The organism is Treponema sp. R6D11 (assembly GCF_054786075.1).
Genome location: NZ_BDHD01001350.1, coordinates 1 through 324 on the forward strand (window position 1 = coordinate 1; position 324 = coordinate 324).

A 324-nucleotide genomic window follows, 5' to 3' on the forward strand; every position below is an offset into this window, starting at 1 on the left:
CATTTGTAACAAGGGAATTGAGGGCGTCGATCTTATCCCATACGTTGCCAGAGATGAAGTCTTCCCTTAACTGCCAGGTGTTTTGCTCTGAGAAGAAAATGTCTGGATTGCGGTGCATTTCTGGAATGAGTTCCTCTTTCTCATCCGGGAAATACTGCATGATAATATCGGATGTGGCGGGGAGCATACGTTTCTGGAGGAACAACAAAACTTCAACAGCCCGGTTATGGCCATTAATGGGAACGCCGGTACTGTCATACAGATTGGCAAGGGACAGTATGTCTGACGAAGGATCGATAAGGGCGTCATAAATGCCTGATAATG

The 324-nt window shown here is 46.3% G+C and carries 1 protein-coding gene; it reads right to left on the reverse strand.

The features are described from left to right. Positions 1 to 324 (reverse strand): hypothetical protein (locus tag ACYVTD_RS18705; RefSeq protein ID WP_461249085.1); only part of this gene is annotated, 324 nt, incomplete at both ends.